This is a genomic window from Knoellia altitudinis (assembly GCF_042666355.1).
Classification (GTDB): Bacteria; Actinomycetota; Actinomycetes; order Actinomycetales; family Dermatophilaceae; genus Knoellia; species Knoellia altitudinis.
The window spans coordinates 173,969-189,547 of record NZ_JBHTDK010000002.1 but is presented as its reverse complement, the minus strand read 5'-3'; the positions used below and the strand labels follow the sequence as shown (position 1 = coordinate 189,547).

The window sequence follows — 15,579 nt, the reverse complement described above, 5'->3', positions numbered from 1 at the left end:
GTGACCTCTCCCCCATCGCCCGTCCACGACGGGCGAGCTCGCCTCGCCGTCCTGCTGCTCCTCGCAGTGACGGCTGTCTGGGGCTCGACGTTCTTCCTCATCCGCGACCTCGTCGAGCACGTCCCGTCGGCGGACTTCCTCGCGGTGCGCTTCGGCATCGCCGCGGTCCTCATGTTCGCACTGTTCCACCGGCAGACCCTGGCCCTGACCCGTCGAGAGCTCACCCTGGGTGCCGGACTCGGAGCCCTGTATGCCGTGGCGCAGCTCCTGCAGACCACCGGACTTGAGACGACCGCCGCCTCCGTGTCGGGATTCCTCACCGGGACCTACATCGTCCTCACGCCCGTGCTCGGCGCGCTGCTGCTGCGCGACCACATCCCCCGCGCAGCCTGGGTCGCGGCCCTCATCGCGACCATCGGCATCGGGGTGCTGTCCCTGCAGGGCCTCGCGATGGGGTTCGGCGAGGCCCTCACCCTAGGCTCCGCCGTCATCTATGCCCTGCACATCCTGGCCCTCGGCCGCTGGTCCACGGGGTCCACGGCGCTGGGGCTGTCGACGGTGCAGGCAGCCGTCATCGCCGTCATCTGCTTCGGCGCGGCCATCCCTGACGGAGTGACCCTGCCGGCGACCAGCGGTCAGTGGACCTCGCTGCTCTACATGGCCGTGGTCGCCGGAGCCGGCGTCCTCATCGCGCAGACGTGGGCGCAGGCCCACCTCACCGCGACCCGGGCAGCGATCGTCATGGCGATGGAGCCGGTCTTCGCGGCCGTGTTCGCCGTCCTCTTCGGCAACGAGGGCGTCACGGCGCGGCTGCTGCTCGGCGGTGGTCTCGTCCTCTGCGCGATGTATCTCGTCGAGCTGCGAGGCAGCACCCACGCCGACGACGTGTCAGCGCTCGAGGACCCGCCGGCGGAGATCCTGCACCACGACGTCTGAGACCTCCGCGCGCCAGGACGTCAGCGCAGCAGGTCGACCAACACGTCGGTCGCTGCGTCCGTGGCCGCGTCGTCGACGTCGAGGTGCCAGACGAGACGCACACCGGTCCGCCCGGCGGCATACGTGCGTATGCCGTGTGCCCCAGCCGCGTCGACCAGCTCAGCGGGTGCCCACCTGGTCGAGGACAGGTCGAGCATGACGATGTTGGTCTCGACCGACGCCGGGTCGAGCACCGCGGGCGCGACCCCACCCACGGCCGCGGCGAACCGCGCAGCGCGGGCGTGGTCTTCGGCCAGGCGCTCGATGTGGTGGTCGAGCGCGTGCAGACCGGCCGCTGCGAGGATGCCGACCTGGCGCATCCCACCACCAAAACGCTTGCGCCAGATCCGTGCTCGCGCCATGAGCTCGGCCGAACCCACGAGCACCGAGCCCACGGGAGCACCGAGCCCCTTGGAGAGGCAGACGCTGACCGTGTCGAACTCGCGGCCGTAGTCGCTGAGCGGCACACCGGTGGCGACGTGGGCGTTCCAGAGGCGCGCACCGTCGAGGTGCATCCTCACGCCGGCCTCGCGGCTCGCCGACCGCACCTCGCGGATGGCGTCCAGCGGCTGGATCGTGCCGCCACCGAAGTTGTGGGTGTTCTCGACGACGATGAGGGCGGTCCCCACCTGGTAGGGCCCGGCGCCGACGCTCATGAGACCCAGCGGCCCCGACGGCACCAGGCGTCCGCGCTCGCTGGCCCACGTGCGCGACGAGATGCCCGACAGCACCGCGGCGGCACCGAGCTCGGCCCGCAGGACGTGGGCGAGGGTGTCGGCGATGATCTCCTGGCCGTGCTCGACGTGCAGCCGCATGCCGAGCTGGTTGGCCATCGAGCCGGTCGGTGCGAAGAGGGCCGCCTCGTGGCCGAGTAGCGCGGCGACCCGCGACTCGAGCGCGTTGACCGTAGGGTCCTCGCCGAAGACGTCGTCGCCCACGGGCGCGTCGGCCATCGCGCGACGCATCGCCGGCGTCGGCTGCGTCAGCGTGTCCGAGAGCAGGTCGGCAACCCAGCGACGCGGCATACCGGCGTCCTGTGTCGGTTCAGAGGTGGCCACGTCAGTCACGACTGAGCATCTCGGCGACGAGGAAGGCCAGCTCGAGGCTCTGCTGGTGGTTGAGCCGCGGGTCGCAGACCGTCTCGTAGCGCTTGTTGAGGTCGGCGTCGAGGATCTTCTCGGCGCCACCGATGCACTCGGTGACGTCGTTGCCGGTGAGCTCGACGTGGATGCCGCCGGGCACGGTGCCGAGTGCTTGGTGCACCTCGAAGAAGCCACGCACCTCGTCCACGACGTCCTCGAAGTCGCGGGTCTTGTAACCAGAGGCCGACTCGAAGGTGTTGCCGTGCATCGGGTCACAGATCCACGTGACGGCCGCGCCACTCGCCGTGACCTTCTCGACGATGGACGGCAGCGACTCGCGGACCTGGCCGGCGCCCATGCGGGTGATGAACGTCAGGCGGCCCGGCGTGCGCTCGGGGTCGACGAGGTCGATCATCCGGAGCAGGTCGTCGACCTGGGCCTTGGCCGAGACCTTGACCCCGATGGGGTTGTGGATCCGGCTCACGAAGTCGAGATGGGCGCCACCGAGGTCGCGGGTGCGCTCGCCGATCCACACGAAGTGGGCCGAGGTGTCGTAGAGGTCGCCGGTGCGCGAGTCGACCCGGGTGAGGGGCCGCTCGTAGTCGAGCAGGAGCGCCTCGTGCGCGGCGAAGAACTCGGTGCCCTTCATCGCCTCGAAGTCCGCGCCACACGCGGCCATAAACTTCATCGCCTTGTCGATGTCGCGGGCGATCTTCTCGTAGCGCTGGTTGGCGGAGTTGGCGACGAAGCCACGGTTCCAGTCGTGGACGTGGCGCAGGTCCGCGAAGCCGCCGGTCGTGAAGGCGCGCACGAGGTTCAGCGTCGCGCTGCTCGCGTGGTAGGCCTTGACCAGTCGCTGCGGGTCGGGGTTGCGGGCGGCCTCGGTGAACTCGAAGTCGTTGACCATGTCGCCGCGGTAGGCCGGGAGGGTCACGCCTTCGCGGGTCTCGGTGTGGCTGCTGCGCGGCTTGGCGAACTGCCCCGCCATCCGCCCGACCTTGACCACAGGGACGGACGCGCCATAGGTGAGCACGGCCGCCATCTGCAGGATCGTCTTGATCCGGTTCTTGATGTTGTCGGCCGTGGCACCGGCGAAGGTCTCGGCGCAGTCACCACCCTGCAGGACGAAGGCGTCCCCGCGGGAGGCGGCAGCCATCCGGTCGCGCAGGACGTCGCACTCGCCGGCGAAGACGAGCGGCGGATAGGTCGCGAGCTCGGTGACGGCAGCGTCGAGGGCGGCAGCGTCCGGCCACAGCGGCTGCTGGGCAGCCGGGAGGTCGGGAGTCGCCTCGAGAGAGGTGCGAAGTTCGGGATCGGTGGTCAGGCTCACCCGCCAAGGATAGGCGCGTCGTGCGCACGAGCCTGCGGCGCCCGTATGCCGGTCAGCCGCCGATCGCGTGCCCGCTCACCCATCCGGCTCCGAGCCGCATTATCGGGTCACCCGATAATGTCCCGCTCGACCCGGGTTGCCAACCGGGGTCGAGCGCCCCTTTATCGGGTCACCCGATAATGCGGCAGGCCATGCGGCGCCCGTATGCCGGTCAGCCGCCGATCGCGTGCCCGCTCACGAGTCCGTGCCGCCCGGACCGTCCTCGAGACCTCGGGCCAGGGCGAACCGGACGAGCTCGACCCGGTTGTGCAGGTGCAGCTTGCCGAGGGTGTTCTGGACGTGGTTCTGCACCGTGCGGTGCGAGAGGACGAGCTCGGCGGCGATCTCCTTGTAGGACATGCCGGTGGCCACGAGCCGCAGCACCTCGGTCTCGCGGTCGGTGAGCTCGGGGATGGGCCGCTCGGCCGGCTGGGGCGTGGCCACCGCCTCGGCGCCACCGGCAGCCATCCGACGGAACTCGCCGAGGACGAGCCCGGCCAGGCCGGGGGTGAACACGGCCTCGCCTCGGGCGGTGGCGGTCACGGCCGCGACGATGTCCTTGCTCGACGCCGACTTCACGAGGTAGCCGGTCGCCCCGGCCTTGATCGCGGCGAGGACGTCGAGCTGCTCACCGCTCGCCGAGAGGATGAGGACCCGGGTCTCGAGGTCGCCGAGCGCCCGGCACACCTCGTCGCCGCGCATCCCGGGCAGGTTGAGGTCGAGGACGAGCACGTCGGGGCGGGTCGCCCGGGCCCGGCGCACGGTCGAGGGCCCGTCGGCAGCGGTCGCGACCACGTCGAGGCCCGCTTGGACGAGGTCGCGCTCGAGGGCACCGAGCCACAGGGGGTGGTCGTCGGCGACGAGCACCGTGGTGGCGGGTGGGCTCTCTGTCATGCGGACTCCTCGCGAGGCACGGTGATGACGACGCGGCAGCCTCCGCCGGGTCGGGTGATGACGTCGGCGGTGCCGCCGAGGTCGCGGGCACGACCGACGATCGACTGGCTGACGCCGAGCCGTCCGCGGGACGCAGCCGAGAGCAGGTGGTCGGGGTCGTCGCCGACACCGTTGTCGCGCACCGTGACCGAGACCGTGTCGCCGTGGTCCTCGAGCAGCAGCCACGCCCGGGCGTCGTCGCCGGCGTGACGGTGGACGTTGTCGAGGGCCGCCACCACGGCGGCGTCGAGCTCCTCGGCGCGGGCGCCCTCGAAGGGCACCGGACCGCCGGGGAGGGAGACGCTGACCCGCTCACCCTCGTGGGCGCCGAGCAGCAGGCGCAGGTCCTGGCGGACCACACCCGCCGGGACCGCGAACGCACCGGGCGGCTGCGCACCCGTGACGTCCTGGGAGACCAGGCGGCGCAGGGTGCGCTCCTGCTCGGCGGCCATCGCGCCCAGCTCGGCGCCCTCGCCGCCGAGCTCCTCACCGCGCCGGTGGATGAAGGCGAGGGTCTGGAGCACCCCGTCGTGGACGACGCGGGCCAGCCGCTCGCGCTCGCGCAGCCGCTCACGTTCGGCGAGCACCTGCTCGTAGCGGTGCAAACCGCCCCGGGCGAGGTCGACGGCGAGGCCGATGAGCACGCCGAGGAGGACGAGCAGCAGGATGTTGTGCCACGTCGTCTGGGTCGGCGACCCGATCTCGACCAGGTCGGCGGCCGCGATGATCCCAGCCACCACCAGGCCGCCGAGCCGGCCGTGGAGCACGGCGGCACCGACCACGCCTCCCGCCGCCCAGATCGTCGGCAGGGTGAACTGTCCTGCGGCGACGTCCTCGGGGTGGTCGGCGAGCAGTGTGGCGAAGATCCCGCCGACGGCCAACGCCACCTCGACGGCGAGCAGCCAGGTCGTCCGGCGCCGGAAGACGAGCAGCAGCAGGCTGAACGCCATGAGGACCCCGATGACGGTGAACGCCACCCAGGGTCGCGCCATCGTGTCGTGACGAGCCCAGACGACCGACCCGGCATACAGGGCCGCCGCAGGCCGGAAGTAGTCGAGCCCGCGCGAGAAGGCCTCGACGATGACGGGTTCGGAGCGACCCGTGCGCACCGAGCGGTACGTCACCCCGAACAGGGCCCCCCGGCGGTTCATGGCCTCAGCCGGCACGTTGTTCGTCGGCGTCGCGGGTCCTGGCCTCGTCCGCGTCAGCGGCTTCGCCCGCGTCAGCGGCCTCGCCGGCGTCTTCGGCTTCGGCCGCGGCATCGACCGCGTCAGCGGCATCGAGCTCGCGCTCGAGCTCGTCGGCCGCGCGACCCGGGTTAGCCGCCTCGGCCTGCTCACGCTGGAGGATGCGCTTGGCGCGGGTGAGACGGTCCTTCATCGACCCGGCATACATGTCGACGTACTCCTGGCCGGAGAGCTCCATGAGGGCATACATCACCTCGTCGGTGATGGATCGCAGGACGAAGCGGTCGTCCTCCATCCCCTTGTAGCGCGAGAAGTCGAGCGGCTTGCCGACGCGCACGCCCACACGCATGACCTTGGGGATGACCTGACCGGTGGGCTGGGCCTTGTCGGTGTCGATCATCGCGACGGGGATGACGGGGACACCGGCCTCGAGGGCCATGCGGGCGACCCCGGTCTTGCCCTTGTAGAGGCGGCCGTCGGGTGAGCGCGTGCCCTCGGGATAGAGGCCGAGGAGCTCGCCGCGCCGCAGGATCTTCAACCCCGAGCTGAGCGCTGCCTCGCTGGCCTTGCCGCCGGAACGGTCGACCGGGACCTGCCCGACACCCCGGAAGAACGCCGCGGTCAGCCTTCCCTTGAGGCCACCGCCGGTGAAGTAGTCGGCCTTCGCCAGGAACGTCACACGGCGCGGCACGACGAGCGGCAGGAAGATGGAGTCCGAGAACGACAGGTGGTTGCTCGCGAAGATCGCGGCACCGGTCTCCGGGATGTGCTCCTCGCCCTCGACCCACGGACGGAACAGGATCTTGAGCAGTGGTCCCAGGATCACCGTTTTGAGCACCCAGTAGAACACCGTCGTCCTTTCCGTCGAATTCTGCTGACTCTAGTGCACGGGGTGCACCCCACCTGCCGGACTAATCCGATCCCCCAGGACGTTGGCGAGGGTGTTCCGGTGCACCCACCGTCCGCGACGTGGCACCATTTCAACTGTTCGTCCCCATCCCCGTGAGGCAGCCATGAGCGAGCGTGACATCGACGCCGAGTTCGACGCGATCGTCTCGCGGTGGGACGACGACTCGCCGCAGCCTCCCAAGCCGCGAACCGTCCAGGACATCACGACGGCGTATGCCGCCCTCTCGCGTCCCGAGACAGCTCCGCCCGAGCCGGTGGACGAGTCCACCGAGGACGTGGCCCCGGTGGATCCCGACGCGGAGGGCGCCCTGACGAGGCGCGAGCCCGAGGCCCGGCCCGAGGTCGCGGCCGAGCCTCCGCTGGCGTGGCGCGAGGGACCGAGCATCGACGCGGAGGACGACGACCACTTCGAGCCCGCACCGGTCCAGCTGCCTCCGGGCGAGGACATCGGCTACTGGGGCGCGATCGTCGGGCTCGTGGGTGGCCCCCTGCTCATGGTGTGGATCGCCCTGGCCAGCCCCTTCTACCGCGGCTGGTGGATCCTCGGGTCGATCGTGCTCTTCCTCGGTGGCTTCGCCCTGCTCGTCATGAGGTCGCCGCGCCTGCGCGACCCCCGTGACGACGACGGCGCCCGGGTCTGAGGCGAGCCAGGCCTACGCGCGTTGGAGCCGGAGGTCGACCCAGGTCGGCCGGTGGTCGCTGCCGGCGACGAGGTCGGTCTCGTCGATCGGCAGGTCGGCGTGCGGCTCGGCCTGCAGCCCGGACGAGGCGAAGATGACGTCGAGGACCCGGCGCGGCCGCGACGCGGGATAGGTCGGTGTCATCGGGGAGACCAGACGCAGGGCACCGGCGAACGCCTGCCAGGCCTCACCGGACTCGCCCTCGTTGAGGTCCCCGGCGAGGACCACCTCGCCCCCCACGTCGATCGTCTGCAGGATGACCCGGGCGTGCGCGGCGCGCTCGCGGGCATCGAGGCTGAGGTGGACGCTCGCCACGGCGATGGGCTCCCGCCCCGGCGCCGCGACCCGGGCCAGGGCGAACCCACGAGTCCGCTGCAGCCGCGCGACGCGCAGCCGGTGGTGCGCGGACTCGACCACGTCGACGCGCGTGGACGTGAAGATCGTCGTCCCGCCGCTCCCCCGGTGCCGACCCGACCAGGACATGCCGCAGTGCTTGGCGAAGGTCGCGACCCGTCGGGTCGAGAAGAGCCGCCTCGGCACCTCCTGCAGGCACAGCACGTCCGGGTCGATGGCACGCACGACCCGTGCCGCGGCATACGGGTCCTCGAGGAAGTCCCGCGTGTTGTAGCTCGCGATCCGGATCGTCGTCATGCCGGGTCCACCACCGGGACTCAGGGCGTGCTGTCGTTGCGGGCGAGGTCGGCCGCCCCGATGAGACCGGCCTCGTTGCCGAGCCTGGCGGCGACGATCCGGGCCTCGGGCCGGTAGCCGCGCCCCGTGAGACGTCGGCGGAAGGTGTCACGAGCCGGGCCGAGCAGCAGCTCGCCGGCCGCCGAGACGCCACCGCCGATGACGAACGTGCCGGGGTCGAAGGCCGCCGCGAGGTTGGCGATCCCGATGCCGAGCCAGTGGCCGATCTCGGCCAGCAGCTCGATGGAGGTCGGGTCCCCCTCGCGCGCGGCCTCGGTGACGATGGGCCCGGTGAGCTCGTCGGCGCGTCCGTCGACGCGGGCCGCCAGGTCCGTGGCCACGGGCGAGTTCGCGAGGATCATCGCCCGGGCCTCGCGCACGAGAGCGTTGCCCGAGGCGTACTGCTCCCAGCAGCCGCGGTTGCCGCACTCGCAGCGCTGGCCCTCGGGCACGACCTGCATGTGCCCGAACTCGCCAGCGATGCCGTAGCGGCCACGGATGACCTCGCCGTGCATGAGGATGGCGCCGCCGATCCCGGTGCCCAGGTTGACCATGACGACGTCCGAGTCGCCCTGTGCCGCACCGAACCTCCACTCGGCCCAGCAGGCCGCGTTGGCGTCGTTGTCGACCATGATCGGGGCGTCGATGCGCTTGCTCAGGGCATCACGCAGGGGTTCGTCACGCCATGACAGGTGCGGCGCGAAGACGACCGTCGCACGGTCCGCCGCCACGAACCCCGCCGCGCCGATGCCCACGGCCACGACGTCCGGGTGCTCCGCCCGCAGCTCCTCGACGACGTCGACGATCGTGTCCTCGACGACCTGTGGCCGCTTGGACCGGTGGGGGGTGTCGCGGCGAGCGCGCGCGAGGATCTCGCCGTTCTCGTCGACGACACCCCCGGCCACCTTGGTCCCGCCGATGTCGATGCCGATGGCCAGACTCATGACAGCTCCTCCTCGTCGACGACGGCGATGGGTTCGGTGCGGGGGGTGCGGTCCGCGGGCGCACGCCCGCTGTCTGCCGACGAAGCCTCGGTATGCCGGCTCGCCAGGTCCGCGAGCACCGTCGCCGCCGCTGTGGCCAGGTCCGCGAGACGCGTCAGGGTCTCGGGACTCACGCCCCTGAGCAGGGTCACCGAGCGGCAGACGGGGCACCAGGTGCAGGTCTCGGCATCGCCCATCGCGACGTGCACGTGCTCCGGAGGCACGGTCTCGTCGCCGGCGTGGGGCGGCCCCTCCGGACGCGGTGCGGCGGAGGGGCGCTCGTCGCGCGGCGGCTGGCCACGGCCCATGGCCTCGAGCAGCCTCGCGGCCTCCTCGGCCACGGAACCCACGGCGGCATCGAGTCGCGCCTCAGCGTCCACGGGGCCACACCTCCTCCACACGAGCGAATCGCACCCGGAGCTCACCGGCGCGCACCCCAGCATTCTTGACGATGCATCGTCGCAGCACCGAGGGGAGGGCGATGACCCGGCGCACACCCCCGACGTCGACGACGAGGTCATCGGCCCGGCGGGCGAGGTTCACGTCGCCCGAACGGGTCAGGGGCAGGGGCAGCATGAGGACGAACTCGTCGCCGTCGGCCTCGACGCGCAGCCCTTGTGACCGCACCGGTGCATCCAGCGCGGGCAGCTGGCCGTCGAGGCAGGTCGTCTGCGCCGCGAGGTCCGAGAGCGCGTCGACCCCCGTCGGCTCGCCCGCGAGATAGGGGGCGGTGAGGACCGGAGTGCCGTGGAAGGACTCGGTGATGGTCGTGATGCCCGCCGCCTGCGCGGTGTTCCAGGCCGACCGCCACGGGTCGTCGTCGACGGGGATGACGCGGTTGACGACCACCGCATCCACGGCATACCCGTGCAGTGAGAGGGAGGTGAGGATGCGACGCGCCTCGGCGATGACGACGTTCTCGGGGGTGAGGACGATGCGCACGCTGGCCCGGTCGGAGGTGAGCAGCGTGCGGATGTCGGCCATGTGGGCCCGCCACGTCGCGATGACGTCGAGGACCGCAGCGTCGGGCATCGGCACGCCCGCCGCCGCCGCGGCGGCCGGACGCATCACGGTGAGGAGCCGGCGCTGGGCCGGCAGGAGGCGGTCGAGGTGCCAGCCGAGCACCTCCGGCAGGGCGAGCAGACGCAGCGTCTCGGCGGTCGGCGCGCAGTCGACGACGATGACGTCCCACTCGCCACTGGCCGCATGGTGACCCAGCGTGAGCAGGGCGCTGATCTCGTCGGCCCCCGGGAGCGCGGTGAGCTCCTCGGCCACGACCGGGTCGACCCCGACGGAGTCGAGCACCGTGAGCAGGTAGTCGCGCAGGGTCCCCCAGTCGGCGGCGACGCTGGTGCGGGCACCGACGGCCTGGGCATGGAGCCGGTCCTGCACCAGCAGGGTCTGCTCCCACGTCGGCGCCGTGCGCAGCTCCACGCCGAGGGCGTCACCGAGGCTGTGGGCGACGTCGGTCGACATGACGAGCGTCCGGCGACCGGTGCGGGCGGACTCGACGGCCATCGCCGCCGCCGTCGTCGTCTTGCCCACCCCGCCCTTGCCCGTGACGAGGACGACGCGGGGTGCGGCGGCGGGCACCACACCCGGCGCCACGGGATGGGTCACGGCCGGCAGCACCGGGTCGTCGTCGCTCAGCTGAGGGACTCGACGCGCTTCTTGAGCTCCTTGAGCGCCGTGTCGATGATGACCTTCTCGGCCTTGCGCTTGAGCATCCCGATCATCGGGATCTTGACGTCCGCCGCCAGGGAGTAGGCCACCTGCGTGCCGTCGCCGTCGCGGCTCAGCGTGTAGGTGCCGTCAAGGGCCTTGAGGACGCCCGCTCGCACGAGGTGCCACGACACCGAGCCAGAGCCGTCCTCGGCGATCCCGTCCCAGTCGTACTCGAGCACGTAGGTGTCCTTGATGGCTCCCGCGTCGAGGACGTACTCGACCTGGTCGGCCCAGCCGTCGCCGTCCTCACTGAGGACCGTCACCGTCTTCACCTGCTCGGCCCATTCGGGGTAGGCCTCGAAGTCGGCGATCACGTCGAGCACGGCGCCCGGGTCGGCAGCGATGTGGACGGAGGACGACGTGCTGTCTGTCATAGGCGCAGGCTACCGGGCGCGGAAGGTCCCCTAGGATCGACAGCGCGGTGGATGTCGCGTCCGCCGCCCCACCCGCTGGTGATCCGGGACGACGACGACGTCGCGCCCGGACGAAGGAGAGCACCTTGCACGAGAAGACCACTCCGGCCCTCGCCCCCGCGACCACGCAGGGCTCCCTTGCCGACCTCCCCGTCCGGCACCGACGTGACACCCCCGGCAAGGCCCTGTTCGGCGTCCGCGACGGCTCGGGCTGGAGCGAGGTCTCGGCCAAGGACTTCGCCGACCAGGTGGACGCGCTCGCCAAGGGCTTCGTCGCTGCCGGGGTCACGCCCGGCGCCGCGATAGGGATCATGAGCCGGACGCGCTACGAGTGGACCCTCGTCGACTTCGCTCTCTGGGCCGCGGGCGCCATCCCGGTCCCGATCTACGAGACCTCCTCCCCCGACCAGGTCGAGTGGATCCTCAAGGACTCGGGCGCCGTCGGCGTCGTCCTCGAGACCGAGAAGCACGCCAGCGCCCTGGCCAGCGTGTCGGCCAACCTCTCCACCCTCGCCCACACGTGGATCATCGACAACGGTGATCTCGACAGCCTCGCCGCGTCCGGAGCCACCTCCGACGACGAGGTCCTGACCGCGGCCCGGGCCCACACCGACCGCCGGTCCGTCGCGACGATCATCTACACCTCCGGCACGACCGGTCGCCCCAAGGGGGTCGAGCTCACCCACGGCAACTTCCTCGACCTGGCCGAGAACACGGTGGAGAAGCTCAAGGACGTCGTGAGCAGCGACGGCGCGTCGACCCTGCTCTTCCTCCCGCTCGCGCACGTCTTCGCCCGCTTCATCGAGGTGCTCTGCCTCGCCTCCGGCGCCAAGATAGCCCACTCGGCCGACATCAAGACCCTCCTCGACGACTTCGCGAGCTACCAGCCGACCTTCATCCTCGCCGTGCCGCGAGTCTTCGAGAAGGTCTACAACTCGGCCGAGGCCAAGGCCGTCGCCGGCGGCAAGGGCAACATCTTCGCCAAGGCGGCAGAGACCGCCATCGCGTGGTCCGAGGCCACGGACAAGGGATCGGTCGGCTTCGGCCTCAGGGCCAAGCACGCCGTCTTCGACAAGCTCGTCTACGGCAAGCTGCGCGACGCGATGGGTGGCAAGGTCCAGTACGCCGTCTCCGGTGGCGCCCCGCTCGGCACGCGTCTGGGTCACTTCTTCCGCGGCATCGGCGTGACGATCCTCGAGGGCTACGGCCTCACCGAGACGACGGCGCCGGTCTGCGTCAACCTGCCCGAGCGCCTCAAGATCGGCACGGTCGGCCCGCCCCTGCCCGGCACCTCGGTGCGCATCGCGGAGGACGGGGAGATCCTGCTGCGGGGCGTCAACGTCTTCGGCGCCTACCGCAACAACGCCGACGCCACGGCCGAGGCCATCCGCGACGGCTGGTTCCACACCGGGGACATCGGCGAGCTCGACGACGACGGCTACCTCAGGATCACCGGCCGCAAGAAGGAGATCCTCGTGACGGCTGGGGGCAAGAACGTCGCCCCTGCCGTCCTCGAGGACCGCCTTCGCGCCCACCCGCTCGTGTCGCAGTGCATCGTCGTCGGTGACCAGAAGCCGTTCATCGCAGCCCTGCTCACCATCGACGAGGAGATGCTGCCGGGTTGGGCCGCGAACCACGGCGTCGAGGGCATCACCGCGGCCAAGGCGCGCACCGACGAGACGATCCTCGCCGAGCTGCAGAAGGCCGTCGACGACGCCAACTCAGCCGTGTCCAAGGCCGAGTCGATCCGCAAGTTCGCCGTCCTGGAGTCCGACTTCACCGAGGAGTCGGGTCACCTGACGCCCTCGCTCAAGCTCAAGCGCAACGTCGTCATGCGCGACTACGCGGACGAGGTCGATGCGCTCTACGGCGACTGACCCCACCTCGCGCTCGGCCGCCTTCACCCGCTCCCTCACGACGACCGGGTATGCCGCGTGCGCCCTTGCCGCTCTCTGGCTGGCCTCCCTCGGTGTGCTCCAGTGGAGCGTCGTCCGCTTCCGCTTCTCGATCGTGCTCACCCTCACGATGGCCGCACTCGGGCTCGGGCTCTGGCTCTGGCGGCGCACGCAGATCCGTTCTGCGCCACCGTGGCTCGTCCCGGTCGTGCTGCTCGCGTCGGTCGCCATCACCTGGGCCGTCCCGCTCTTCAGCTATCTGCGAGGGGGCACGCTCACCGCAGCACTCACGGTCCTCACGGTCGTCGGAGTCGGCGCCGCCGGACTGCTGGCAGCGCCGACGGCGGCACGTTCGGGCGCGGCATACCTGCTCGCCGTGCTCGGCCACCTCGTCACCGCAGCGATCGCCACGATCGGTGACCCCGCGCCGAGGATCGACGTGTGGGTGACCCTCCAGCAGGCGAGCGATGCATTGGCCCGGGGCGAGAACTTCTATGACATGAGCTGGACCGACTCCCCCGGCATCCAGGACGCGTTCACCTACCTGCCCTGGACGACGGTGCTGCTCGCGCCGGGACGCTGGCTCGGCGGGGACGTGCGATGGGCGATCGCCTTCTGGTCCGTCGTCCTCTTCGCGGGCGTCTGGGCCCTCGCCCGCCCGGTCCGGGGCGACGCCCCGAGCGACCCGTGCGCCACGGCTCTGCGAGCAGCGGTCCCGGTGACCGTGCTCGTCGTGGCACCGGGCACGCTCACCCAGATCGACCAGGCCTGGACCGAGCCCCTGCTCGCCGCCGGACTCGTGTGGTGGGCCGTCCTCGTGCGTCGCGGTCACGCGTGGTGGGCGATCGTGCCGCTCGCCCTGGTGTGTGCGAGCAAGCAGCACCTCGCCCTGCTCCTGCCCCTGCTCCTGCTGTGGCGTCCGTTCGGCGCGCGGCGTGCGTTCGCGACCGGGGCGCTCACGGGGGTGCTCATCGCGCCGTGGTTCCTCGCGTCCCCGTCGGACTTCGTCCATGACACGATCACGCTGCTCGTCGGCTTCCACCCGATCAGGTTCGCCAACACCTGGTACCTCTGGTTCCTCAACGAGCACGGCATCACCCTGCCGTTCTGGGTGACCGGTCTCGTCGTCCTCGGGGCCTTGGGGGTGGCGGCGTGGCTCATCTCCCGGCGCCAACCGGCCATCGACGAGCTGCTCAGGTGGTTCGCGTTCGTCCTGCTGGCGGCCAACCTCGTCAACAAGCAGGCGTTCTACAACCAGTTCTGGCTGAGCGCTGCGCTCGTCGCGATCTCGCTCGCTGTGCCAGCCCTGGCTCGGGAGAACGACGCTGGCGATGTTCGGGTCAGCCGCGCCGGCGATGTCACCGCGGAGCCGCGAGCTGGTTCAGCTCGGCCAGCCACCGGCTCGTGAACCGGGCCCGGGTCGTGCCGAGCACCTCGACGAAGGCCTGGTCCATGGCGGTGTCGGCTGTCGCCGGTGAGTCCCTCACGCTCGAGGCCTCGTAGAACCTCTGCAGCTTGTCCTCACCGTGGCGCCGCGCGATGAGGTCGACGGCGAGCCACGCCCCGAGGTAGGTCGGGGCGATCTCACCCTGGCTGGGGTCGAAGTCGCCCTGGGTCGGCAGGCGCGTCGGTCCCCCGCCCTGTGCCACCCGGGTGAGCAGCGGCGCGGCGAGATCCACTGTCCGGCGCCCCGACCCGGCATAGCCGACGTGGTCGGCGAACCCCTCGACGAGCCACAGCGGGGGCGTGCCGGGGAGCGAGCTGCGGACGGCGACATGGGTGGTCTCGTGGGTGATGACGAACTGTCGGCCGGTGGGCGTGAGTCTGGCGAAGGCATCGGGGTTGAGGACGACCCGGTCACCGGTCGCGCGACCGGAGGCATCGACGGGGCCGTCGGTGATGGCCGCGACCTGGCTGAGGTCGTCGGCCCGTCCGACCTGCTCGCGGAAGGCTGCGGCGTCCTTGGGGGCGATGATCGACACCCGGCGTGGCCACGTGCGTTGCCAATGCTTCGACACGTCCGTCACGGCCCGGTCGGCCATCTTCGCGTAGGCCGTGAGGGTCGCTCGGTCGACGGTGCCGGTGACGGTGCTCGACCGGCCGGTGACCGTGGCGGCACCCGCCAAGGGCGTGGGGGTTCGCTGGCCGGCAGGGGGTGACGGGGCAAGGGTCGGTGGCGCGTCCGGCGCCGGCTGCGCGGTCTCCGGGGCGGTCGGCGACGGGGCGACCGCTGCCGAGGTGGTGGGGGTCGGGTCGGCACGGGCGCAGGCCGTGGCGAGGGTGAGGAGAAGGGAACCTGCGACGACGCAGACGGTGCGACGCACACGAGAGGTGCGTCGCGGCAGACGCGAAGGTCGGTCGGTCAGGGGCACGGGCCCATCGTCTCAGGCGAGGCTCAGCCGACGGCACGTCCGATGTCGAAGGGCGCGCGCTGGGAGCGCACCGTGGCGGCCACCTCGGCCGTGATGAGTCCGGCGCGCACGCACGCCGTCACGGCAGCGCGCTCGTCGTGGTCGAGCGGCAGGTCACTGCCGAGCCCCATCGAGGCCGGGTCGATGAGAGCGGTCACCATGCAGTCGCCGCACTGAAGGTCACGCACCGGGCAGCGCGCGCAGAGGATGGTCAGGCTGTCGTGGTTGAGGTCGTGGGTCATGTCGTCACCCCTTTCGTCTTGGGCACCACACACGCTAGGAGGCGCCACTGACAGCGGGCGGGGGGCAGACCTCGACCGGGGACTC

At 71.4% G+C, this 15,579-nt stretch carries 16 protein-coding genes; 4 read left to right on the top strand and 12 right to left on the bottom strand.

Going from position 1 to position 15,579, the window contains the following annotated elements:
* Positions 1–936, top strand: a complete 936-nt coding sequence (locus ACFQW8_RS15635) for a DMT family transporter (protein WP_380088982.1) — start codon at positions 1–3, stop codon at positions 934–936.
* A gap of 20 nt (positions 937–956) precedes the next feature.
* Here ACFQW8_RS15635 and ACFQW8_RS15630 read toward each other — a convergent pair whose 3' ends face one another.
* From ACFQW8_RS15630 to ACFQW8_RS15610, 5 genes are all read right to left on the bottom strand, one after another.
* Positions 957–2,042 (bottom strand): threonine aldolase family protein, encoded by a 1,086-nt coding sequence (locus ACFQW8_RS15630; RefSeq protein ID WP_380088981.1) that lies wholly within the window; start codon positions 2,040–2,042, stop codon positions 957–959.
* Positions 2,035–3,387, bottom strand: a complete 1,353-nt coding sequence (locus tag ACFQW8_RS15625) for a class II 3-deoxy-7-phosphoheptulonate synthase (RefSeq protein WP_380088979.1) — start codon at positions 3,385–3,387, stop codon at positions 2,035–2,037. The genes ACFQW8_RS15630 and ACFQW8_RS15625 overlap by 8 nt, the downstream gene beginning before the upstream one ends.
* A 234-nt stretch (positions 3,388–3,621) precedes the next feature.
* A complete protein-coding gene (locus ACFQW8_RS15620) occupies positions 3,622–4,320 on the bottom strand; it encodes a response regulator (RefSeq protein WP_380088977.1) in 699 nt (232 codons plus the stop codon).
* Positions 4,317–5,510, bottom strand: coding sequence for a MacS family sensor histidine kinase (macS, locus tag ACFQW8_RS15615; RefSeq protein WP_380088975.1), 1,194 nt, complete (start codon positions 5,508–5,510; stop codon positions 4,317–4,319). The genes ACFQW8_RS15620 and macS overlap by 4 nt, the downstream gene beginning before the upstream one ends.
* 4 nt (positions 5,511–5,514) lie before the next feature.
* Positions 5,515–6,396 (bottom strand): lysophospholipid acyltransferase family protein, encoded by an 882-nt coding sequence (locus ACFQW8_RS15610; RefSeq protein WP_380088973.1) that lies wholly within the window; start codon positions 6,394–6,396, stop codon positions 5,515–5,517.
* Positions 6,397–6,559: 163 nt separating this feature from the next.
* Between ACFQW8_RS15610 and ACFQW8_RS15605 the strand changes: the two genes are divergently transcribed.
* Positions 6,560–7,096, top strand: coding sequence for a hypothetical protein (locus ACFQW8_RS15605; protein ID WP_380088971.1), 537 nt, complete (start codon positions 6,560–6,562; stop codon positions 7,094–7,096).
* A gap of 12 nt (positions 7,097–7,108) precedes the next feature.
* Here ACFQW8_RS15605 and ACFQW8_RS15600 read toward each other — a convergent pair whose 3' ends face one another.
* From ACFQW8_RS15600 to ACFQW8_RS15580, 5 genes are read right to left on the bottom strand one after another with little or no spacing between them, the layout of a single operon-like run.
* Positions 7,109–7,786 carry an endonuclease/exonuclease/phosphatase family protein gene (locus ACFQW8_RS15600; RefSeq protein WP_380088969.1) on the bottom strand — a complete coding sequence of 226 codons (678 nt, stop codon included), beginning with the start codon at positions 7,784–7,786 and terminating at the stop codon, positions 7,109–7,111.
* Positions 7,787–7,806: 20 nt separating this feature from the next.
* Complete coding sequence (locus tag ACFQW8_RS15595) at positions 7,807–8,769, bottom strand: ROK family glucokinase (RefSeq protein WP_380088968.1); 963 nt, start codon at positions 8,767–8,769, stop codon at positions 7,807–7,809.
* Positions 8,766–9,188, bottom strand: coding sequence for a hypothetical protein (locus ACFQW8_RS15590; protein ID WP_380088966.1), 423 nt, complete (start codon positions 9,186–9,188; stop codon positions 8,766–8,768). Before ACFQW8_RS15590 ends, ACFQW8_RS15595 begins: the two co-directional genes overlap by 4 nt.
* On the bottom strand, positions 9,178–10,440 hold the full coding sequence (locus ACFQW8_RS15585) for an ArsA family ATPase (protein ID WP_380088965.1): 1,263 nt from the start codon (positions 10,438–10,440) through the stop codon (positions 9,178–9,180). The genes ACFQW8_RS15590 and ACFQW8_RS15585 overlap by 11 nt, the downstream gene beginning before the upstream one ends.
* A gap of 14 nt (positions 10,441–10,454) precedes the next feature.
* Positions 10,455–10,907, bottom strand: a complete 453-nt coding sequence (locus tag ACFQW8_RS15580) for an SRPBCC family protein (RefSeq protein ID WP_380088964.1) — start codon at positions 10,905–10,907, stop codon at positions 10,455–10,457.
* 125 nt (positions 10,908–11,032) lie between these two features.
* Between ACFQW8_RS15580 and ACFQW8_RS15575 the strand changes: the two genes are divergently transcribed.
* Together ACFQW8_RS15575 and ACFQW8_RS15570 are read left to right on the top strand one after the other, a co-directional pair.
* Positions 11,033–12,823: an AMP-dependent synthetase/ligase gene (locus tag ACFQW8_RS15575; RefSeq protein WP_380088962.1), complete on the top strand. Its 1,791-nt coding sequence runs from the start codon at positions 11,033–11,035 to the stop codon at positions 12,821–12,823.
* The gene (locus tag ACFQW8_RS15570; RefSeq protein ID WP_380088961.1) at positions 12,804–14,249 is read left to right on the top strand and encodes a hypothetical protein; all 1,446 of its coding nucleotides are present in this window, start codon (positions 12,804–12,806) and stop codon (positions 14,247–14,249) included. Before ACFQW8_RS15575 ends, ACFQW8_RS15570 begins: the two co-directional genes overlap by 20 nt.
* Here the strand turns inward: ACFQW8_RS15570 and ACFQW8_RS15565 are convergent.
* Together ACFQW8_RS15565 and ACFQW8_RS15560 are read right to left on the bottom strand one after the other, a co-directional pair.
* On the bottom strand, positions 14,200–15,213 hold the full coding sequence (locus ACFQW8_RS15565) for a hypothetical protein (RefSeq protein ID WP_380088959.1): 1,014 nt from the start codon (positions 15,211–15,213) through the stop codon (positions 14,200–14,202). The genes ACFQW8_RS15570 and ACFQW8_RS15565 overlap by 50 nt on opposite strands.
* 23 nt (positions 15,214–15,236) lie before the next feature.
* The gene (locus ACFQW8_RS15560) at positions 15,237–15,494 is read right to left on the bottom strand and encodes a hypothetical protein (RefSeq protein WP_380088958.1); all 258 of its coding nucleotides are present in this window, start codon (positions 15,492–15,494) and stop codon (positions 15,237–15,239) included.
* Positions 15,495–15,579 lie beyond the last annotated feature (85 nt).

Bases quoted from the DNA above. Each gene is read 5' to 3' on its own strand.
- ACFQW8_RS15620 (WP_380088977.1), bottom strand. From the start codon at position 4,320: ATGACAGAGAGCCCACCCGCCACCACGGTGCTCGTCGCCGACGACCAC.
- macS (WP_380088975.1), bottom strand. From the start codon at position 5,510: ATGAACCGCCGGGGGGCCCTGTTCGGGGTGACGTACCGCTCGGTGCGC.
- ACFQW8_RS15605 (WP_380088971.1), top strand. From the start codon at position 6,560: ATGAGCGAGCGTGACATCGACGCCGAGTTCGACGCGATCGTCTCGCGG.
- ACFQW8_RS15600 (WP_380088969.1), bottom strand. From the start codon at position 7,786: ATGACGACGATCCGGATCGCGAGCTACAACACGCGGGACTTCCTCGAG.
- ACFQW8_RS15595 (WP_380088968.1), bottom strand. From the start codon at position 8,769: ATGAGTCTGGCCATCGGCATCGACATCGGCGGGACCAAGGTGGCCGGG.
- ACFQW8_RS15580 (WP_380088964.1), bottom strand. From the start codon at position 10,907: ATGACAGACAGCACGTCGTCCTCCGTCCACATCGCTGCCGACCCGGGC.
- ACFQW8_RS15570 (WP_380088961.1), top strand. From the start codon at position 12,804: ATGCGCTCTACGGCGACTGACCCCACCTCGCGCTCGGCCGCCTTCACC.
- ACFQW8_RS15560 (WP_380088958.1), bottom strand. From the start codon at position 15,494: ATGACCCACGACCTCAACCACGACAGCCTGACCATCCTCTGCGCGCGC.